The organism is Streptomyces sp. NPDC127108 (genome assembly GCF_042677545.1).
In the GTDB taxonomy this organism is placed as follows: domain Bacteria; phylum Actinomycetota; class Actinomycetes; order Streptomycetales; family Streptomycetaceae; genus Streptomyces.
Genome location: NZ_JBHXTE010000022.1, coordinates 60,335 through 76,976 on the forward strand (window position 1 = coordinate 60,335; position 16,642 = coordinate 76,976).

The following is a 16,642-nucleotide window of genomic DNA, read 5'->3' on the forward strand; positions in this document are numbered from 1 at the left end:
TCAGGAGAGGGACAAGGCGCGCTTCAGGAAGTCGACCTGGAGCAGGAGGAGGTTTTCGGCCACTTGTTCCTGGGGGGTCATATGGGTGACCCCGGAGAGGGGCAGGACCTCGTGCGGCCGCCCGGCGGCGAGCAGCGCCGAGGACAACCGCAGCGCATGCGCCACGACCACGTTGTCATCGGCGAGCCCGTGCACGATGAGCATCGGCCGATGCGGCTCCCCGGGATCGACGAGCCCGTCGTCGGAGACGAGGGAGCTGTTGCGGTAGGCCTCGGGAGAGGTCCGCGGATCGTCGAGGTACCGCTCCTGGTAGTGGGTGTCGTAGAGACGGAGATCGGTGACGGGCGCCCCCGCGACGGCGGCGTGGAAGACGTCGGGCCGGCGCAGGACGGCCATGGCGGAGAGGTAGCCGCCGAAGGACCAGCCGCGCATGGCGACCCGGTCCAGGTCGAGGGGAAAGCGCTCGGCGAGCGCGTGCAGCGCCTCGACCTGGTCGTCGAGAGTGCGGGTGAGGTCTCCCTTGACGGACTTCTCCCAGGCGGGCGACCGCCCCGGCGTCCCGCGCCCGTCGGCGACGACGACGGCGAAGCCTTGGTCGGCGAACCACTGTGAGGTGAGGTAGACGTTGTGGGCCTTCATCACACGCTGCCCGTGCGGACCGCCGTACGGATCCATGAGTACGGGAAGCGGCCCGTCCGCCGGGTCGTACCCGGTGGGGAGCAACACGGCGCACGGAATCCGCCGCGCGCCTCCTTCGACGAGCGTCACGCGCGGGGTGAGCCCCGGGCGCTGGGCGTGCGAGGCGACGGTCGCCACCTGCTTGCCGTCGCGCAGCACGGACACCCGTGAGCCGGGACGGTCAAGAGTGGCCGAAACCAGCACGGTGACATCGCCCGCGCGGACCGCCGAGTGCACCCCGGGCTCCTGCGAGACCCGCTCCACGCCGAGTTCGTTGACGCGGTAGACGTGCACCTCGCCGATCTCCGGATCGGCGGCGCCCGGACCCGCGGACGCCGAGATCAACGCGGAGTCCTCGGTCACGTCGAGCACGGCGCGCACATGCAGCTGAGGGCCCGTCAACGGCCGCTCGCCCCAGGCGAGGACGCGCGCGCCGCCCTCGTCGGCGATGCGCACAAGCCGCCCGCTGGGCGACCAGGAGGGCGAACCGGGGAAGAGTTCGAGCCAGTCGGCGTCCTCGTCGGCGTGCACCATCCGCGTGGAGCCGTTGTCGGGGTCGACCGCGAGATACAGGGCGCTGCGCTGGTCCCGGGCCTGCACCAGGAGCAGCGGCGCCCCGTCCGCCGACCAGTGCACCCGCGCCAGGTACGGGTAGCGGGCCCTGTCCCACGCGACCTCGGTGCGCACCCCGTCCAGGCCGACCACGAAGAGCCGCACGTCCGCGTTGGCGGTGCCCGCCGCCGGATAGGCGACCGACGTCGGCTCCCGGTCCGGGTGCGCGGGGTCGGCGATCCACCAGCGCTGTACGGGCGCGTCGTCGACCCGTGCGACCAGGAGCCGGTCGGACCCGGGCGACCACCAGAAGCCGCGGTGGCGGTCCATCTCCTCGGCCGCGATGAACTCCGCGAGCCCGTACGTCACCGTGTCCGCCTCGACCGCGTCCGGTGCCGCGAGCGCCCTGTCGTCCTCGCCGTCGGCGCCCGTGACGCGCAGGGCGCCCCCGGACACGTACGCGATGTGACGGCCGTCCGGCGACGGCCGCGGGTCGATCACCGGGGCGGGGGCGGACAGTTCGCGAGCGGTGCCCGCGCGCAGCTCCGCGACGAAGAGGCGGCCCGACAGGGCGAAGGCGGCGAGCTCCACGGCCGCGTCGGTGGCGTACCCGACGATGCCGGAGCCGCCCTCGCGGCTGCGCTCGCGCCGCGCCCGCTCCGCCGCCGAGAGCCGCTCCGCGGAGCCGTCGAGCAGCGCCCGCGGATCGGCGGCGACCCGCTCGCCGCCGCCGTCGGCGAGGTCGAGGACCCAGAGCGCGCCCGTCCGGTCCGTACCGGAGGCGGAGCGGACGAAGACGACGCGGGAGCCGTCGGGAGCCACGGTGAAGGCGCGCGGCGCGCCGAGGGAGAAGCGCTGCGTGCGGGCGTGCTGGCGCGGGAAGGAAAGCCGCTGCGCGGCACCGTCCTGGGGCCCGTCGGTTTCCGGGGTCTCGATGGTCATTCCCCGAGCCTATGGCTCATGCGCCCCTTGTGCTGCGGTGCTCCGACTCATGTGGCTCGACACATAGTTATGATCCGTACCGCTTGGTGGGTATGACCTTGCTGGCACGGCGAGTTGGGTCCTGTCGGCCGGACGCAGGGGGCGGTCCCGAGGCGGCTCGGGGCAGTCGGTCGGAACGTTGTCGCGTGATGGGAATGGGAGGTGAACCGCCGTGGCACTCTCGGTATCGGTGGTGCTGCTGCTGGCGATCATCGTGGTCATGCTGGTGCGGAAACAGGGGCTCAAGACGATCCACGCGATCGTCTGCGCGCTGCTCGGTTTCTATCTGGCGAGTTCGTCGCTCGCGCCGACCATCGATGAGCTGTCGACGAACCTCGCGGGGGTCATCGAGGACATCAAGTTCTGACGGCACCCCAGGGGGATGAAGGGGGCAAAGGGGGCGAACCGGGTCGGGCGGGCCCGAGGGCGGGAGCGGGGAGAGGCGGGCGGGCGCGGGAGGCTCGCGGCCTCGCGGTGGGCGCGCTCCGGGCTCGTAGGCTGTTCCCATGACGGAACAGCCCGCCCGGCGCCTGCTGCTCGTGCACGCGCACCCCGACGACGAGTCGATCAACAATGGCGCGACCATGGCCAAGTACGCGGCCGAGGGCGCCCGAGTCACGGTGGTGACGTGCACGCTCGGCGAGGAGGGCGAGGTCATCCCGCCCGCGCTCGCCCATCTGGCCGCCGACCGCGAGGACACGCTCGGCGCCCACCGCGTCGGTGAGGTCGCCGCCGCCATGAAGGAGGTCGGCGTCGCCGACCACCGCTTCCTCGGCGGCGCCGGCCGCTACCGCGACTCCGGGATGATGGGCACCGAGCAGAACCGCCGCCCCGGCGCCTTCTGGTCCGCCGACGTCGACGAGGCGGCGGCCCACCTCGTCGAGGTGATCCGCGAACTGCGCCCGCAGGTCCTCGTCACATACGACCCGGACGGCGGCTACGGCCACCCCGACCACATCCAGGCCCACCGCGTCGCCATGCGCGCCGTGGACCTCGCGGCCGAGCCCGCCTTCCGCGCCGACCTCGGCGAGGCGCACACCGTCACCAAGGTCTACTGGAACCGCGCGCCCCGCTCCGCCGTCGAGGACCGCTTCCGACGGCTCCCGGACGAGCTGCCCGCGTCCCCGTTCACCGCCGTGGCCACGGTGGCCGACGTGCCGGGCGTGAGCGACGACGAGCGCGTCACGACGGAGGTCGACGGGCGGGCCTTCGCGGCGGCCAAGGCGGCGGCGATGCGCGCCCACGCGACCCAGATCGAGGTCCACGAGCCGCTGTTCGCCCTGTCCAACGGCCTGGCGCAGCCGATCTTCGACGTCGAGTACTACGAACTGGTGAGAGGCGAGGCGGGCACGGTGGACGGCGGACGCGAGACGGATCTGTTCGCGGGGCTCGGCGCGACGGGAGGAGCGAAGTGAGCGCGCGGTCGAGGGCTTCGTCCTCATCTTCGTCATCGGCGTCCTCGTCTTCCTCGTCCTCGTCGTCGTCTTCGTCACCTTCGTCCTCCGCCAAGGCGGGGGGCCCGGCCTCCTCGGCCAAGGCGAGCGGCGGCGGCAACGCGGCCGCCACCGCTGCGCCCGGAGGCTTCCTCGCGCAGCCGCTGAACGCCGTGCGCCTGGTGGCGTACGCCGGGCTCTTCCTGCTCGGCGCGGTCGTCGGGGTGGCGGGCGCGCTCGCCCAACAGGGTTGGTTCCCCGGCGGGTTGCTGCTCGCGCTCGCCGGTTCCGCCGGTGCCTTCTACGGCGGCTCGCGCGCCACCGGCACCCGGGGCGGGGCCATCGCGCCCGCCGCGGGCTGGCTCGTCGCCGTCATGCTGCTCACCGCGACCCGGCCGGAGGGCGACTTCGTGTTCGGCGCCGGCCTCGGCTCGTACGTCTTCCTGTTGGGCGGTATGGGGGTGGCTGTGATGTGTGCCACCCTCGGGCAGTCACCGCAACCGGGCGCGTCCGACGCCCGACTTGGCAAGTGACGTACCACTTGAGCCCGTGTCCCGCACGGGTTTGACGCCGGTCACGGGATGACCGTGGGCGGCGGCCAGTATGGTGGTGCGCGCCGCCGAGCCGCCCGAGTGGTCGAAACGGGCGGTGGAGCCAACCAGGAGAACCTGCCTTGAGTCGTGAAACTGACAGTTCGTCCTCCGGTCCCCAGGGACGCACGGGGGCCGCGTACCCGTCGGGCACGCCGCCGTACGGCTCGCCCGCACAGGGCGCCGCGCCCGAGGGCGGTCCGGACGGTGTCGGCCAGGGGGCCGGCAACGAGCGGAACGACGAACCCAAGACCGAGACCACGCTGACCACCCGCATCCGGATCAACATCCCCGGTTCGCGGCCGATCCCCCCGGTCGTCATGCGCACGCCCGTCGGTGACTCCGACGGTGACAGAGGCGCGGACGACCGGCGTGCGGACGGCGCCGGGGGCGCGGGTTCGGGCACGGGCGCCCTCAGCGGCGCGGGCACGACGGGCCTCTCGGGTCCCTCCGCCATCGGGGCACCCTCCGCTTCCGCAGCTGCCGCCTCCCCGGCCGCCGGTACCGCCCCTGTCGGGGGCCCGGCCGCGCCGCAGGGAGCCGCGGGCGGCGAGGACGGCGACGAGAAGGCCAGCGACTGGTTCGCGCCGCGCAAGGCCGCCCCGAAGGGTGCCCCGGGTCCGGCGGCGTCCTCCGGCACTCCTTCCTCCGGCGCATCCGGTTCCGGTTCCGGTTCGGGCGCTGGTCCGTCCGGTCCGTCCGGTTCCGGCACCGGCGGGTACGACGTGACCGGCGCCGTCGCGAACGGGCCGCTGGGCTCCGGCGGGCCGCGCGGCGGCGAGTCGCAGCGCGGGGACCTGCCGTACTTCTCCGGCGGCGAGGGCGAGTACGGCTCCGGCGGCGAGGGCGAGTACGGCGCCTCCGGCCACGATCCGGCCGGGCCGACCGGGGGACCGGTGACCGGCGACGGCCCGATGCTGCCGCCCGGGCCCGGACCCGAACTCGGCGGCTATCCGAACGGCACCGACCTCTACGGCAGCGCGGGCTACGGCTCGGGCTCGGACGCCTTCCCCGACGGCGGCCCCCTGGGCGCCGGTCCGGGCGGCCCCGGTGGTCCGGGCGGACCTGGTGGCCAGGGCGGTCCCGGCGCCCCCGGCGACCCCGGTGTCCCCAACGGCCCCGGTGCCCCCGTCACCCCCCGCCTCAGCGACGACACCGCCATCCTCACGCCGCAGAAGCCCGCCTCCGGCGGCCAGCGCCCGCCCGTCCCCGGCGCGCCCGGTGCGGGCGTGCCCGGCGGCCCCGGCGGCAACGTCTCCGGCGACACCCTGAACAGCGGCATCCCCGTCGTCCCGCCCGCGCAGAACTCGCCGTTCGCGCCCGGCGCGCACCTCGACGAGCCGGTGCCGCACACGCCGCCGAAGCTGCCCGAACCGGTGCAGCCGAACGTTCCGGCGGCGCCCGCGGCCAAGAAGAAGAAAAAGGGCCGCAGCAAGCTGGTCCTGCTCGGCGGAGTGGTCGTGGTCCTCGGCTGCGGGGCGTACGGCGCCGGTCTTCTCATGAACCACGCCGACGTGCCGAAGGGCACCACCGTGCTCGGCGTCGACGTCGGCGGCGGCACCCGCGACGAGGCCGTGAAGAAGCTCGACGCGGCGCTCGGCGAGCGCGTCAACAAGCCCCTGAAGCTGACGGTGGGCGGCGACCAGGTCACCCTCAAGCCGGACCAGGCGGGCCTCACCCTCGACAGCCAGGCCACCGTCCGCGCCGCCGCGGGCAGCGACTACAACCCGGTGTCGGTGATCGGCGGCCTCTTCGGCGGCGAGCGCGTCGTCGAGCCCGAGATGCCCGTCGACGAGGAGAAGCTGACGGCCGCCCTGGAGCGCGCCGCGGGCGGCTCGGGATCGGCCAAGGAGGGCACGGTCAAGTTCGTGCCCGGCAAGGCCGTCGCCGTCTACGGCAAGGCGGGCAAGGGCATCGACGCCGCCAAGGCGTCCGAGGCGGTCGCCGCGGCGTACAAGAAGCAGGTCGAGACGGGCAGCGCGGGCACGGTCGCGGTGCCGGTCACCAACCGCAAGCCCACGGTCTCGGACGCCGAGGTCGACGCGTTCATGAAGCGGTTCGCGAAGCCCGCCATGTCCGCCAACGTCACCATCAGCGTCAAGGGGACCAGCGCGTCGATCCCGCTCGGCCCGGCCAAGTCGCTGCCGCAGATCCTCGGCGCGAAGCCCGCGAGCAGCGGCAGGCTCACGGAGACGTACGACCTCAAGGCGCTCAAGCAGCTCTACGGCAACACGTTCGACGGCATCATGATCCAGCGCGGCAACGGCAAGAAGACGCCGGTCCAGCCGACGGACGTCGCCGTCGCCATGGGCAAGGCGCTCCGGGGCAAGACGCCCGCGGAGCGGATCGGTGTGATCGAGACGAACCCGAGCTAGCCGAGGCCGGACCGAAACGAAACGGGCGGGGTGCCGGAAGGCGCCCCGCCCGTTCGTGTTCCCCCGGCCGGTCGGCCGCCCCGCCCGGTCGGCCCCCCGGCTGGTCGCCACGCCGCTCTGTCACCCGTACGACATGACAACTGTCATCCCGGTCCGGTCACACACGACACTGCCGGGACACCGCTGTGACCAGCAACGATGGTGCACATGACGACGACAGAGACAACGGCGGGCAGGGCCCGGGGCGCGGCCGCGGGGGCCACCGCGAGCGCCGTGAGCTTCGACCGGGTGACCAAGGCGTACGGCGACGTGGTGGCGGTGGACGGGCTCAGCCTCGACCTGTACCCGGGCGAGACCGTCGCGCTGCTCGGGCCGAACGGCGCGGGCAAGTCGTCCACGCTCGACCTGCTCCTCGGCCTGCGGCGCCCGGACAGCGGCACCGTGAGCGTGTTCGGGACAGGACCGCGCGAGGCGATCACCGCGGGGCGGGTCGGCGCGATGCTGCAGAGCGGCGGGCTCATGGACGAGGTCACCGTGGGCGAACTGGTGCGGCTCGCCTGCGACCTGCACCCACGGCCCTACCGCGTGCGGGACGTCCTCGCCGCCGCCGGGATCGCCCAGATCGCCGACCGCAGGGTCAACAAGCTCTCCGGCGGCCAGGAGCAGCGCGTCCGGTTCGCCCTCGCCACCGCCGGGGCCAACGACCTGATCGTCCTCGACGAGCCGACGACCGGCATGGACGTCACCGCGCGCCAGGCCTTCTGGGCGACCATGCGCGAGCAGGCCGACCAGGGCCGCGCCGTCCTGTTCGCCACGCACTACCTGGAGGAGGCAGACGCGATCGCCGACCGCGTCCTGGTGCTGCACCGCGGCCGGCTCCTCGCGGACGGCACGGCCGCCGAGATCAAGGCCAGGGCGGGCGCCCGCAAGGTCAGCTTCGACCTGGACGAGCTGCGCGCGGACGGGGCGGCGGCCCTCGAACAGCGGCTGCGGGAGCTGCCGTTCCTGTCGGCGCTCGACGTCTCGGGCCACACGGTCCGGCTCCAGTCGACCGACGCCGACGCCACCGTGTACGCGCTGTACGGACTGGGCGTCCGCCCGCGCAACCTGGAGGTCGCGGGCCTCGGCCTGGAGCAGGCCTTCGTCGCGATCACGGCGGCGGAGGAGGCGAGGTCGGCATGAGCGGAACGCTCGGAACGAGCGGCGCGAGCGGCGCGATCGACGAAGCGGCCCGCACGAGCGGCCCGGAGAAGCGGAGCCACATTCGTGGCCCGGAGAAGCAGAGCCACACGCGCGGCCCGGAGAAGGAAAGCCACATGCGCGGCCCGGAACAGGAGAGCCACATGACCACGCACGCCACACCGATCACCCGCACCTCGGGCGGCCCGCGCTTCACCTCGGGGGCCCTGGTCACCCTGGAGGTCAGGCGAGCCCTGCGGAACAAGAAGTTCCTGTTCTTCTCCGTGATCTACCCGGCACTGCTCTTCGTGATCATCGCGGGCGGCGCCGACAGCACCACCGAGGTCGACGGGACCGGCCTCGCGCTGCCCGCGTTCATGATGGTGTCGATGGCGTCGTTCGGCGCGCTCACCGCCGTCCTGATGGGCAACAGCGAGCGCATCGCCAAGGAGCGGCAGAGCGGCTGGGTGCGCCAGCTCAGGCTGACCAGCCTGCCCGGGCGCGGCTACGTCCTCGCGAAGACGGCGAGCGCGGCCGTGGTCAGCCTGCCGTCGATCGTCGTGGTGTTCGTGACCGCCGCCGCGGTCAAGGACGTACGCCTGGACGCCTGGCAGTGGCTCGCCCTGACCGGTGCGATCTGGGCGGGCAGCCTGTGCTTCGCCGCGCTCGGCGTGGCCGTCGGCTACAGCGCCACGGGCGACGCGGTGCGGCCCATCACGATGATCCTGTACTTCGCCCTGTCCCTGCTCGGCGGCCTGTGGATGCCGACCACCACGTTCCCGCACTGGCTCCAGACGCTCGCGGACTGGACGCCGACCCACGCGTACGCGGCGCTCGGCCGGGCCATCGAGCTGGGCGGCGCTCCGCACGCCGGGGACGTCGTGCTGCTCCTCGCGTACTTCCTGCTGTTCGCGGGCGGCGCGGCCTGGCTGTACCGGAAGGACACACTGAAGGCGTGAACGAACCACTCGACCCCGACCGGCACCCCATGCACTCGTTCGGGCAGCCCGTCCTCGACCGCCGCCAGGCCCGCGTGAAGCTGGCCTGGATCGGCATCTGGCTGGTCTTCCTGGCCCCGCCCGTGAGGGACCTGATCGGCGGCGGCCACGCCGCCACGGCCACCGCGCTCGGCTCGCTGGGCCTGACGGCGTTCGTCGGCTGCTACCTCACGCTGGTCTTCCGGTACACGACGAGGATCCGGGAGTGGCTCGTGGTGTACGTGACGCTCGTGGCCCTCACCGTCCTCGCGGTGGTCCTCGCCGTCGCCTTGGGGACGGCCTGGCTCGGTCTGTTCGTGTACGTGGCGGTGGCGGCGGGCGCGGTGCTTCCGATGCGGCGGGCGGTGTGGGCCATCCCGGCGGTCACGCTCCTGATGATGGCGGTCGGGACGCGGGACACCGACGCGGCCGACCTTTTCCCCGGCCTCGGTGTGACGACGCTCCTCGTCGGATTCGCGATGACGGGCGTGCGGCAGCTGATCCGCACCACCGTCGAACTGCGCCAGGCCCGCGCCACGGTCGCCCAACTGGCCGCAAACGAGGAGCGGTTGCGCCTCTCCCGCGACCTGCACGACCTGCTCGGCCACTCCCTGTCCCTGATCACCCTGAAGAGCGAGCTGGCCGGGCGGATGCTCCCCGACCACCCCGACAAGGCCGCCCAGCAGGTGGCCGACATCGAACAGGTCAGCCGCCAGGCCCTGGTGGACGTGCGCGAGGCCGTCACCGGCTACCGGCGGCTCACCCTGGCCGGACAGCTCGCCGGGGCCCGCACGGCCCTCACCGCCGCGGGCATCGACGCCGACGTCCCCCTGGAGGCCCCCGGCGGCGACGCCGCGCCGGACGAGGAGCGGGAGGCCGCGCTCGCCTGGGCGCTGCGCGAGGCGGTCACCAACGTCGTACGGCACAGCGGCGCCCGGCGCTGCGCGGTCGCGCTGACCCGGCGCCAGACCCTCGCGGGGCCCGTCCTGGAGCTCGCGGTCGAGGACGACGGGGTGGGGTTCGCGGACGGCGGCGCCGGTCCCGGCAAGCTCGGCAACGGCCTGACGGGGCTCACTGAGCGGCTTGAGGCCGTCGGCGGGGTGCTTGACGTGTCGTCGGGGGACGGGGACGGGGACGGGGACGGGGGCGGGGGTAGGGCCGGGTCCGGTGTCGGTTCGGCGTTCGGCGGACGGCGGCGGCACGGCGGCGACCGGCCCGGGTTCCGGCTCGCTGCGCGCGTGCCGCTGGCGCCGGGCCCGGCGGAGGGCGCGGAGCCCACCGCCCTAGGATCGTCCGCATGAGCGGCACGCAGGGGCCTGTGGGGGCCATTGGGGCAGAGAGCACGGCCGGGGCAGGCGGTGGCACGGGGACCGGCGGGGTTCTCGGGGCGGGCGGCGCGGCCCGCCCGGACAGCGCCCCCGACAGCGGCACTGCTTCCGGTGGGGACACCGCCTCGGGCAGCGGCACCGCCGCCGGGGACTCCGCCTCGGGCAGCGGCACCACTGCCGGGGACTCCGCCTCGGGCAGCGGCACCACTGCCGGGGACTCCGCCCCTGACAGCGACACCGCCGCCGGTGGCGACACCGCCCCCGACACCCCCGCCCCCGACCGCCCCATCCGCGTGCTCCTCGCCGAGGACCAGTCGATGGTCCGCGAGGCGCTCGCCGCGCTCCTCGGCCTGGAGCCGGACATCGAGGTCGTCGCGCAGGCGGCCCGCGGCGACGAGGTCCTCGCCGCCGCCCGGGCAGGCGCCGTGGACGTGGCGCTCCTGGACATCGAGATGCCGGGGTGCACCGGCATCGAGGCGGCGGCGGAGCTGCGGGCGGCCCTGCCGGACCTGAAGGTCGTCGTGCTCACCACCTTCGGGCGGCCCGGCTATCTGCGCAGCGCCATGGAGGCCGGGGCCGTCGCCTTCCTGGTCAAGGACGCGCCCGCGGCCCAACTCGCCGACGCCGTGCGCCGGGTCCTCGCGGGGGAACGCGTCATCGACCCCACGCTGGCCGCCGCCGCCCTGGCCGAGGGCGCCAACCCGCTGACGGACCGCGAGCGCGAGATCCTGCGCGCCGCGGCCGACGGCGCCACGAACGCCGAGCTGGCCGCCGCCCTGCACCTCTCCCAGGGCACGGTCCGCAACTACCTCTCGACGGCCATCCAGAAGCTCGCGGCCCGCAACCGCGCGGAGGCGGTCGGCATCGCCCGCGAGAAGGGCTGGCTCTGACCGGTCGGCGGCCGAGCCCGTCATCCGAGCCCGTCGGCCGAGCCGCTCAGTTGAGCCGCGCCCGTGCCGCGCTCGCCTGTCTGCGCACCCGGTCCGCCGCCTCCTCGTCGTCGGCGGCGAGGGCGTCGGCGTAGGTGTCGAGTTCGGCGGCGCCGGCGTGGAAGTCGCCGAGCCGGACGAGCAGTTGGGCCCGGTCGTAGTGCAGCCGGTTCTCGTGCGCGGGCAGGAGCAGGGCGAGATCGACGGCCCAGAGGGCGACGTCGGCGCGCTCGGGGCGGGCCGCGGCCCAGGCGTGGATGTTGTTGAGGACGCGCCGCACGATGTCCAGCGCACCGGCGGGCCGCAGCATCGCGGGTTCGAGCGGCGCCCCGATGGCCCCGGCGACCAGCAACTGCGCGTCCAGGGGGCTCAGGACCCGTCCGCCGTCGAAGGGATTGGCCAGTACGCATCTCTCGTACGCGTCGTCCGGGCCGAAGCCGACGACGAAGTGGCCGGGCAGGGCCACGCCGTGGACGGGCGCCCCGGCGCGCCGGGCGACCTCGATCCAGACGACCGAGAGCAGGATCGGCAGGCCTCGCCCGCGCCGCAGGACCTGGTGGAGCAGCGACGACTCAAGGCGCTGGTAGTCGCCGGGGTGGCCGCGGAACCCGCAGCGCACGCCGAGGAGTTCGGCGACGGCGGTCGCCCACGCGCGCGGGCAGCCCGGTCCGGCGGGCAGCAGCTCCGCGAGCCGGTCCAGGCGCCGCCGTGCCGCCGCCATGCCCAGGTCGTCGAGGGCGGGGTCCGCCTCCGTGCCGATCAGCAGGCACAGCCGCGCGAGGTCGGGCCGCTCGGCCCTGGCCTCGGCTGCGAAGGCCCGGCGCCACGGTGTGGTCCGGGCGGGTCGGGGGTGCATACGTCCGTGGTGCCCGCCCGGACCGATCGCTACCGGTCGATGCCCGGGCCAAGCAAAACGCGTACGGACGCGGAGTGCGGACACGACGTACGGACGCGGAGTGCGGACACCGCCCACGAACTCCCCGGCCACCCCGCCCCTCAGTTCAGCTTCGCCCGCGCCGCCCGCGCCTCCTGGCGCACCCGCTCCGCCGTCGTCGGCTCGATCGACGCCACCACGTCGGCGTACTCGTCCAGGCCCCGCGCGCCCGCGAGGAAGTCGCCGCGCTCGACGAGCAGATGGGCGCGTTCGTAGCGCAGGCGGGCCGGGTGCGAGGGCAGGAGCAGGGACAGCTCAAGGGCCCACAGGGCCACGTGGGAGCGCTCGGAGCGGGCCGCCGCCCAGGCGCGGATGTTGTTGAGGATGCGCAGCATGATGTTCAGGGGGTCGGCCGCCGACAGGAGCGAGGGGTTCAGCCTGCCGCCCGACGCCTGCGCCACCAACTGCTCGGCGTCCTCGGTGGACAGCAGCCTGCCGCCGTTGAACGGGTCGGCGAGCACCTGCTCCGGTTTTCCGTAGGCGTCGGGGGAGCCGAAGCCGACCACGAAATGGCCGGGCAGCGCCACCCCGTACACCGGCGCCCCGGCGCGCCGGGCCACCTCGATCCAGACGACGGAGAGCAGGATGGGCAGGCCCCGTCTGCGCCGCAGGACCTGGTGGAGCAAGGACGACTCGAGGCGGTGGTAGTCCGGCGGGGAGCCGTGGAACCCGTGCTGCCCGCCGAGGAGTTCGGCGGCCGCCGTCGCCCATTCGCGTGGCCCGCCGGGACGAAAGGGCAGCTGTCCGGCGAGCTTGTCCAGCTCGATCTGGGCCGCGTCGATGCCCGCCTCGTCCAGCTCGGGGTCCGCCTCCCCGCTCAGCAGCAGGCACAGCAGGGACAGGTCGGGCCGCTCGGACCTGGCCTCGTCGGCGAACCTGCGCCGCCATTCACTGGACTTCGCGGGCTGTGCGCGCATCCGTGCCTCTGTCGTTTCTGTCTGGCACCGGTGGGATTCTCCGGTCGGGTTCATCCGTGGTGCGGTTGCCGGTGGTGCGGTCGCCGGGGCGCCGAGGTCGGGCGGCGCCCCAGGAACCTGTGGTCGAACGGTCGTGCGGTGTCCCCCGTCGTGTTGCCGGTGAGGCAAATTCCCGGGGGACCTTAGCCGTAAGCGTCGGCCCCACCGGTGACTGGCCATATCGCACCGCTCATGCCCGCGCCCGCCGTCCGCACTCTCCGTCGCCCGGACCGACCGCGTCTTGGTCGTTTCCGTCACTCAGGACGGCTGGCGCGCGCACCGACGGTCACGGCGCGGGCGGTTCCCCCGGCCCTTCCCCCTCCGGTGCCCGGTAGTGGTGGTAGTGGTGATGGGCGGCGAAGCCCATCCCGTCGTACAGCGCCCGCGCGCCGCCGTTGTCCTCCTCCACCTGGAGCCACGCGGCCGACGCGCCCTCGGTCAGCGCCCGGCGCGCGAGGGCCGCCATCACGGCCGTCGCCAGGCCCTCGCGCCGCCGCGCCGGATCCACCTCGACCGCCATGAACCCGGCCCACCGCCCGTCGACCACGCACCGCCCGATCGCCGCGGGCGGCCCCCCGTCGCCGGGCACGGTCGCGAACCACACCGAAGGGCCGCTGCCGAGCACCTGAAGGACCTGTGGCCCGACCTCCCCGGACCGCTGGTAGCGGCCGAGCCAGTCCGCGCCCACGGACCGCGAGAGCGCCACGTGCCCGGTGTCCACGTCGAGGTCCCCGACCGGCGCGAGCGCGCCCACCCGCATGTCGGCGCTCACCTCCCGCTCCCAGCCCCGCTCGACGAGTTCGGCGCACAACAGCTCCTGCGTGCCCGCGCCCCCGGTCGCGGTCTGCACGTACGCGGGCAGCCCCCTCTCGGCGTACCAGCGCCGCACGAAGGCGAGCGCCTCGTCGAGCGGGCGCCCAGGATCCCCCAGCGGCAGCACCGAGTTGGCGCGCCGCGTGAACCCCACCCGGCGCCCGGCCGCCGTCCGTGCCTCCTGCACCGCGGCCCGCAGTTCCCAGTCGCCGAGCCGCTCGCTCTCCACCGGCTGCCAGGCCCGCGCGGCGACCCGCGCCAGCTCCTCGTAGGTGGCCGCGGGGCCGCGCCGACGGGCGGGTGCGGCGGGCACGGTCTTGCCCGCGACCAGCGTCTCCTGGGCGATCCGGACAATTTGCCCGTCCCGACGTGTGATCACCAGCACACCGTCATTCCACGATGTGAGAACACCCACCGTGTCGGTGAACTCCTGTGACGGTGCCCCACCTTCGACCAGGCGTCGGACAGAGACACGTTTGCCCACGTCAGATGGGGTAATTCGGACCTCTAGTCGTCCGCCTGCGGTGAATTCCACAGCTCTGTACGCCCCTCCTGTTCGGATCATGCCCGGGAACGGAGATACTAGGTGCGGGCATCGACGACGCCGCGCTCCCGCGCGCCAGGCGAGCGGAGCCTGAGGACGGCCCGCCAACGCCCGTATCGAGGAGGAACGACAGCGTGACCTACGTCATCGCGCAGCCTTGTGTCGACGTCAAGGACAAGGCGTGCATCGAGGAGTGCCCGGTCGACTGCATTTACGAGGGCAAGCGGTCCTTGTACATCCACCCGGACGAATGCGTCGACTGTGGAGCCTGCGAACCGGTCTGCCCGGTCGAGGCGATCTTCTACGAAGACGACACTCCTGAAGAGTGGCAGGACTACTACAAGGCGAACGTCGAGTTCTTCGACGACCTCGGCTCGCCCGGTGGTGCCAGCAAGCTCGGCCTGATCGAGCGCGACCACGCCTTCATCGCCGCGCTGCCGCCGCAGAACCAGTAAGCGGCCGCCCGAGCGCCGCCCCGGTCCCGTACGGCTCTTTCCGCTGTACGGGACCGGGGCGTTTGTCGAACTACACACCCCTGGAGCCCGTCCGTGTCTGGAGCCACCGACCGTCCGTCCGGCACCGCCCGTGGAGCGTCGCTGCGCGACCGCCTCCCCGACTTCCCCTGGGACAAGCTCGAGCCCTACAAGGCGACGGCGGACGCCCACCCCGACGGCATCGTCGACCTGTCCGTGGGCACCCCGGTCGACCCCGTGCCCGACCTGATCCAGAAGGCGCTCGTCGACGCCGCAGACTCGCCGGGCTATCCCACGGTGTGGGGCACCGCGGAGCTGCGCGACGCCATCACCGGCTGGTGCGCCCGCCGCCTCGGCGCACGCGATGTCACGCACCAGAACGTGCTCCCGATCGTCGGCTCCAAGGAACTGGTGGCCTGGCTCCCGACCCAGCTCGGCCTCGGCCCTGGGGACAGGGTCGCCTACCCGCGGCTCGCCTACCCCACGTACGAGGTCGGCGCGCGCCTGGCTCGCGCGGAGTACGTCACGTACACCGACCCGACGGAACTGGACCCGACGGGCCTGAAGCTGCTCTGGCTCAACTCGCCCTCGAACCCGACCGGCCGTGTCCTGTCAAAGGACGAGCTGACGCGCGTCGTGGCGTGGGCGCGCGAGCACGGAGTGCTGGTGGCGAGCGACGAGTGCTACCTGGAACTGGGCTGGGAGGCGGAGCCGACGTCGGTCCTGCACCCGGACGTGTGCGGCGGCTCCTTCGAGGGTCTCGTCGCGGTGCACTCGCTGTCCAAGCGCTCGAACCTCGCCGGGTACCGGGCGGCGTTCCTGGCCGGGGACGCCGACGTGCTCGGCGACCTCCTGCAGATCCGCAAGCACGGCGGGATGATGACGTCCGCCCCGACGCAGGCGGCGGCGGTGGCCGCCCTCGGCGACGACGCGCACGTCCACGAGCAGCGCGAGCGGTACGCCGCCCGCCGCACGGCCCTGCGCGACGCCCTCCTCGGCCACGGCTTCCGCATCGAGCACAGCGAGGCCAGCCTGTACCTGTGGGCCACCCGTGACGAGTCGTGCTGGGACACGGTCGCCCACCTCGCCTCCCTCGGCATCCTGGTGGCCCCCGGCGACTTCTACGGCGAGGCCGGGCGCGACTTCGTCCGGGTCGCCATGACGGCGACGGACGAGCGGGTGGCGGCGGCGGTGGCGCGCCTGCGGTGACCTCGGCCCCGGCTCCGCCGGGGCGCGGGTGCGCGAAGAGCGCGAAGAACGTGAAGAAGGGGTGCGGGAAGCTGTGTGCTTCCCGCACCCCTTCGGCGTACGCGGGCGGGGGACTGCGTACGCGGGCGGGTCGGCCGCGCGGACCTGGGGATCAGCCGCGCGGGCCCGGGTGGATCAGCCGAGCGGCAGGCCCTGGGGGAGCGGCAGCTGGCCGGTCGGGGCGCCCTTGCCGAGCGCGTCGGTGGGCAGGCCGCCCTGGGTGGCCGTGCCCGCGGTGTCGCCGACGATGTCACCGGTGGATCCGGCGAGGTCGCCGCCGACCTGCTGGGCGGCGGGCGCCGTGGTCCGCACGCTCTTGCCGAGGGCCTGGCCCGCGGTGGGAACGGCCTTCTTCACGGCCTTGCTTCCGGCCTGCCCCGCCAGGTCGGTGACGTTCTGAGCCGCGTCGTCGACGGCGTCACCCAGGTTCGCGCCGTCCAGGGCGGTGACCCCGCCGAGTGCGGGGGCGGCCGGGAGCTCGGCGGCGCTGGCGGAGCCGGCCGCACCGACCACGGGTGCCGCTGCCGCAACGAGCAGCGCGGCACGGGCGATCCGGCGGGTCAGGGGGAGGGACATGATGCTCCTTCAGACGGAGAGAACGTTGAGGTGTCCGGCCGATCCGTACTGCGGGGCGCGGTGCGGACCGCGGCGC

15 protein-coding genes are annotated in these 16,642 nt (G+C 74.0%); 10 read left to right on the forward strand and 5 right to left on the reverse strand.

The genetic code is table 11. The features are described from left to right. Nucleotides 1-2,172 carry a prolyl oligopeptidase family serine peptidase gene (locus tag ACFVHO_RS20050; RefSeq protein ID WP_385716104.1) on the reverse strand — a complete coding sequence of 724 codons (2,172 nt, stop codon included), beginning with the start codon at nt 2,170-2,172 and terminating at the stop codon, nt 1-3. 211 nt (nt 2,173-2,383) lie between these two features. Between ACFVHO_RS20050 and ACFVHO_RS20055 the strand changes: the two genes are divergently transcribed. The 8 genes from ACFVHO_RS20055 (at nt 2,384) to ACFVHO_RS20090 (ending at nt 10,983) form a co-directional block, all read left to right on the forward strand. After that, on the forward strand, nt 2,384-2,578 hold the full coding sequence (locus tag ACFVHO_RS20055) for a hypothetical protein (protein WP_030359751.1): 195 nt from the start codon (nt 2,384-2,386) through the stop codon (nt 2,576-2,578). A gap of 139 nt (nt 2,579-2,717) precedes the next feature. Continuing rightward, the gene (gene mshB, locus ACFVHO_RS20060; RefSeq protein ID WP_385716107.1) at nt 2,718-3,626 is read left to right on the forward strand and encodes an N-acetyl-1-D-myo-inositol-2-amino-2-deoxy-alpha-D-glucopyranoside deacetylase; all 909 of its coding nucleotides are present in this window, start codon (nt 2,718-2,720) and stop codon (nt 3,624-3,626) included. Nucleotides 3,627-3,808: 182 nt separating this feature from the next. Continuing rightward, nucleotides 3,809-4,177 carry a DUF6113 family protein gene (locus ACFVHO_RS20065; RefSeq protein WP_341949662.1) on the forward strand — a complete coding sequence of 123 codons (369 nt, stop codon included), beginning with the start codon at nt 3,809-3,811 and terminating at the stop codon, nt 4,175-4,177. A gap of 140 nt (nt 4,178-4,317) precedes the next feature. Continuing rightward, nucleotides 4,318-6,609 (forward strand): hypothetical protein, encoded by a 2,292-nt coding sequence (locus ACFVHO_RS20070; protein ID WP_385716110.1) that lies wholly within the window; start codon nt 4,318-4,320, stop codon nt 6,607-6,609. A gap of 207 nt (nt 6,610-6,816) precedes the next feature. Next, the gene (locus tag ACFVHO_RS20075) at nt 6,817-7,791 is read left to right on the forward strand and encodes an ABC transporter ATP-binding protein (protein ID WP_385716113.1); all 975 of its coding nucleotides are present in this window, start codon (nt 6,817-6,819) and stop codon (nt 7,789-7,791) included. A gap of 161 nt (nt 7,792-7,952) precedes the next feature. Further along, a complete protein-coding gene (locus ACFVHO_RS20080; RefSeq protein ID WP_385716290.1) occupies nt 7,953-8,747 on the forward strand; it encodes an ABC transporter permease in 795 nt (264 codons plus the stop codon). A gap of 29 nt (nt 8,748-8,776) precedes the next feature. Continuing rightward, nucleotides 8,777-10,066, forward strand: a complete 1,290-nt coding sequence (locus ACFVHO_RS20085) for a sensor histidine kinase (RefSeq protein ID WP_385716293.1) — start codon at nt 8,777-8,779, stop codon at nt 10,064-10,066. A gap of 314 nt (nt 10,067-10,380) precedes the next feature. Then, nucleotides 10,381-10,983, forward strand: a complete 603-nt coding sequence (locus tag ACFVHO_RS20090) for a response regulator (protein WP_385716296.1) — start codon at nt 10,381-10,383, stop codon at nt 10,981-10,983. Nucleotides 10,984-11,029: 46 nt separating this feature from the next. Here ACFVHO_RS20090 and ACFVHO_RS20095 read toward each other — a convergent pair whose 3' ends face one another. The 3 genes from ACFVHO_RS20095 to ACFVHO_RS20105 all read right to left on the reverse strand — a co-directional run bounded on the left by ACFVHO_RS20095 (nt 11,030) and on the right by ACFVHO_RS20105 (nt 14,260). Then, nucleotides 11,030-11,878 carry a tetratricopeptide repeat protein gene (locus ACFVHO_RS20095; RefSeq protein ID WP_385716114.1) on the reverse strand — a complete coding sequence of 283 codons (849 nt, stop codon included), beginning with the start codon at nt 11,876-11,878 and terminating at the stop codon, nt 11,030-11,032. Nucleotides 11,879-12,018: 140 nt separating this feature from the next. Then, nucleotides 12,019-12,873 carry a transglutaminase-like domain-containing protein gene (locus ACFVHO_RS20100; RefSeq protein WP_385716117.1) on the reverse strand — a complete coding sequence of 285 codons (855 nt, stop codon included), beginning with the start codon at nt 12,871-12,873 and terminating at the stop codon, nt 12,019-12,021. 325 nt (nt 12,874-13,198) lie between these two features. Next, nucleotides 13,199-14,260: a GNAT family N-acetyltransferase gene (locus tag ACFVHO_RS20105; RefSeq protein WP_385716120.1), complete on the reverse strand. Its 1,062-nt coding sequence runs from the start codon at nt 14,258-14,260 to the stop codon at nt 13,199-13,201. 143 nt (nt 14,261-14,403) lie between these two features. Between ACFVHO_RS20105 and fdxA the strand changes: the two genes are divergently transcribed. Together fdxA and ACFVHO_RS20115 are read left to right on the forward strand one after the other, a co-directional pair. Continuing rightward, nucleotides 14,404-14,724, forward strand: a complete 321-nt coding sequence (gene fdxA, locus ACFVHO_RS20110; RefSeq protein ID WP_030359762.1) for a ferredoxin — start codon at nt 14,404-14,406, stop codon at nt 14,722-14,724. A gap of 93 nt (nt 14,725-14,817) precedes the next feature. Further along, nucleotides 14,818-15,951 (forward strand): bifunctional succinyldiaminopimelate transaminase/glutamate-prephenate aminotransferase, encoded by a 1,134-nt coding sequence (locus ACFVHO_RS20115; RefSeq protein WP_385716122.1) that lies wholly within the window; start codon nt 14,818-14,820, stop codon nt 15,949-15,951. A gap of 174 nt (nt 15,952-16,125) precedes the next feature. Here ACFVHO_RS20115 and ACFVHO_RS20120 read toward each other — a convergent pair whose 3' ends face one another. Continuing rightward, nucleotides 16,126-16,566, reverse strand: coding sequence for an ATP-binding protein (locus tag ACFVHO_RS20120; RefSeq protein WP_385716125.1), 441 nt, complete (start codon nt 16,564-16,566; stop codon nt 16,126-16,128). Nucleotides 16,567-16,642 lie beyond the last annotated feature (76 nt).

Bases quoted from the DNA above. Each gene is read 5' to 3' on its own strand.
- ACFVHO_RS20050 (WP_385716104.1), bottom strand. From the start codon at position 2,172: ATGACCATCGAGACCCCGGAAACCGACGGGCCCCAGGACGGTGCCGCG.
- mshB (WP_385716107.1), top strand. From the start codon at position 2,718: ATGACGGAACAGCCCGCCCGGCGCCTGCTGCTCGTGCACGCGCACCCC.
- ACFVHO_RS20075 (WP_385716113.1), top strand. From the start codon at position 6,817: ATGACGACGACAGAGACAACGGCGGGCAGGGCCCGGGGCGCGGCCGCG.
- ACFVHO_RS20080 (WP_385716290.1), top strand. From the start codon at position 7,953: ATGACCACGCACGCCACACCGATCACCCGCACCTCGGGCGGCCCGCGC.
- ACFVHO_RS20085 (WP_385716293.1), top strand. From the start codon at position 8,777: ATGCACTCGTTCGGGCAGCCCGTCCTCGACCGCCGCCAGGCCCGCGTG.
- ACFVHO_RS20095 (WP_385716114.1), bottom strand. From the start codon at position 11,878: ATGCACCCCCGACCCGCCCGGACCACACCGTGGCGCCGGGCCTTCGCA.
- ACFVHO_RS20100 (WP_385716117.1), bottom strand. From the start codon at position 12,873: ATGCGCGCACAGCCCGCGAAGTCCAGTGAATGGCGGCGCAGGTTCGCC.
- ACFVHO_RS20120 (WP_385716125.1), bottom strand. From the start codon at position 16,566: ATGTCCCTCCCCCTGACCCGCCGGATCGCCCGTGCCGCGCTGCTCGTT.